This window comes from Sulfolobus sp. B1 (assembly GCF_007050195.1).
GTDB lineage: Archaea > Thermoproteota > Thermoprotei_A > Sulfolobales > Sulfolobaceae > Saccharolobus.
On the sequence record NZ_QIMI01000297.1, the window covers coordinates 1 to 891 of the forward strand.

The 891-nt window shown below is 31.5% G+C and carries 2 protein-coding genes; both read right to left on the reverse strand.

Annotated features, from left to right (window positions below; translation table 11 throughout):
• Positions 1–5: 5 nt before the first annotated feature.
• Positions 6–386: a hypothetical protein gene (locus DMP16_RS10295; protein ID WP_143577224.1), complete on the reverse strand. Its 381-nt coding sequence runs from the start codon at positions 384–386 to the stop codon at positions 6–8.
• A gap of 321 nt (positions 387–707) precedes the next feature.
• On the reverse strand, positions 708–891 hold a 184-nt coding region (locus tag DMP16_RS11145), incomplete at its 5' end, for a hypothetical protein (protein ID WP_185957871.1).

An 891-nucleotide genomic window follows, 5' to 3' on the forward strand; every position in this document is an offset into this window, starting at 1 on the left:
CCATGTTAGCTATAGATAAGGCTGTAAAAGAGGGAGAAAAAGTTCTCATTGAAGCCGGCAAGATTTGCTATAGTCCAGTAAGCAGACGGCGATATTAAACTGGCATTCAAGGAAAGTAAGTGTAAGATCTCATCCTCAATAGGCTTACCTGAAGAGTTATAAATAAAGATGTAATAAGGGTTACTAGATGTTAAGGAACTTTCATTAATCGAAACTGGAAAATCTTTAGCATAAACTAAAGGATCAAATTTGTAAATAGGACCTGACGAGAGAGAAATATAAACTGGAAGAGGAAAGTCAGTAAAAGGTGAATAAATAAGGAAATATATCATGAGAATGTCAATAAGAATTATTGTAATGCCGAATAGAACGCCGTTTCTGATCATCGTCCCCAACTTATAACTATCATTAAAAATAGTTCTCTCTTCAACAAAAGTATTTATAATCACATAAGGCATAAATTAAGTCATGCTTGTCTAGGACGTTGAGAAATTAGGTATCAGTAACAGACTCTAAGCTTTATACATAAAAAACGTCGATATAAAACTATACTTCACTTTCTGACTTCCTCTCGCCATAAATGGCGAGGCTATCATCACTTTGCAACACATAGATAGTCTGAAAAAGGCAATTTAGGTAGAATTTAAAAACTAAAGGTTTAATAAAAACAATGTAGATATATCCAAATACTTTATTTTATGAATGCTTTAACTAATAATCTTTGCTATTAACATGATAGTGATTTGGAATAAGCTTAATAATATTATAAGTGTATTACTCTTCTCAGTTATGCAATCAGCTAAACAAGTGAGAAGATACCTACCTAAAACTACGATTATCGATTTACCTCTAATTCTAGGACTATCATTAATATCAATCTTAATTAGAGTA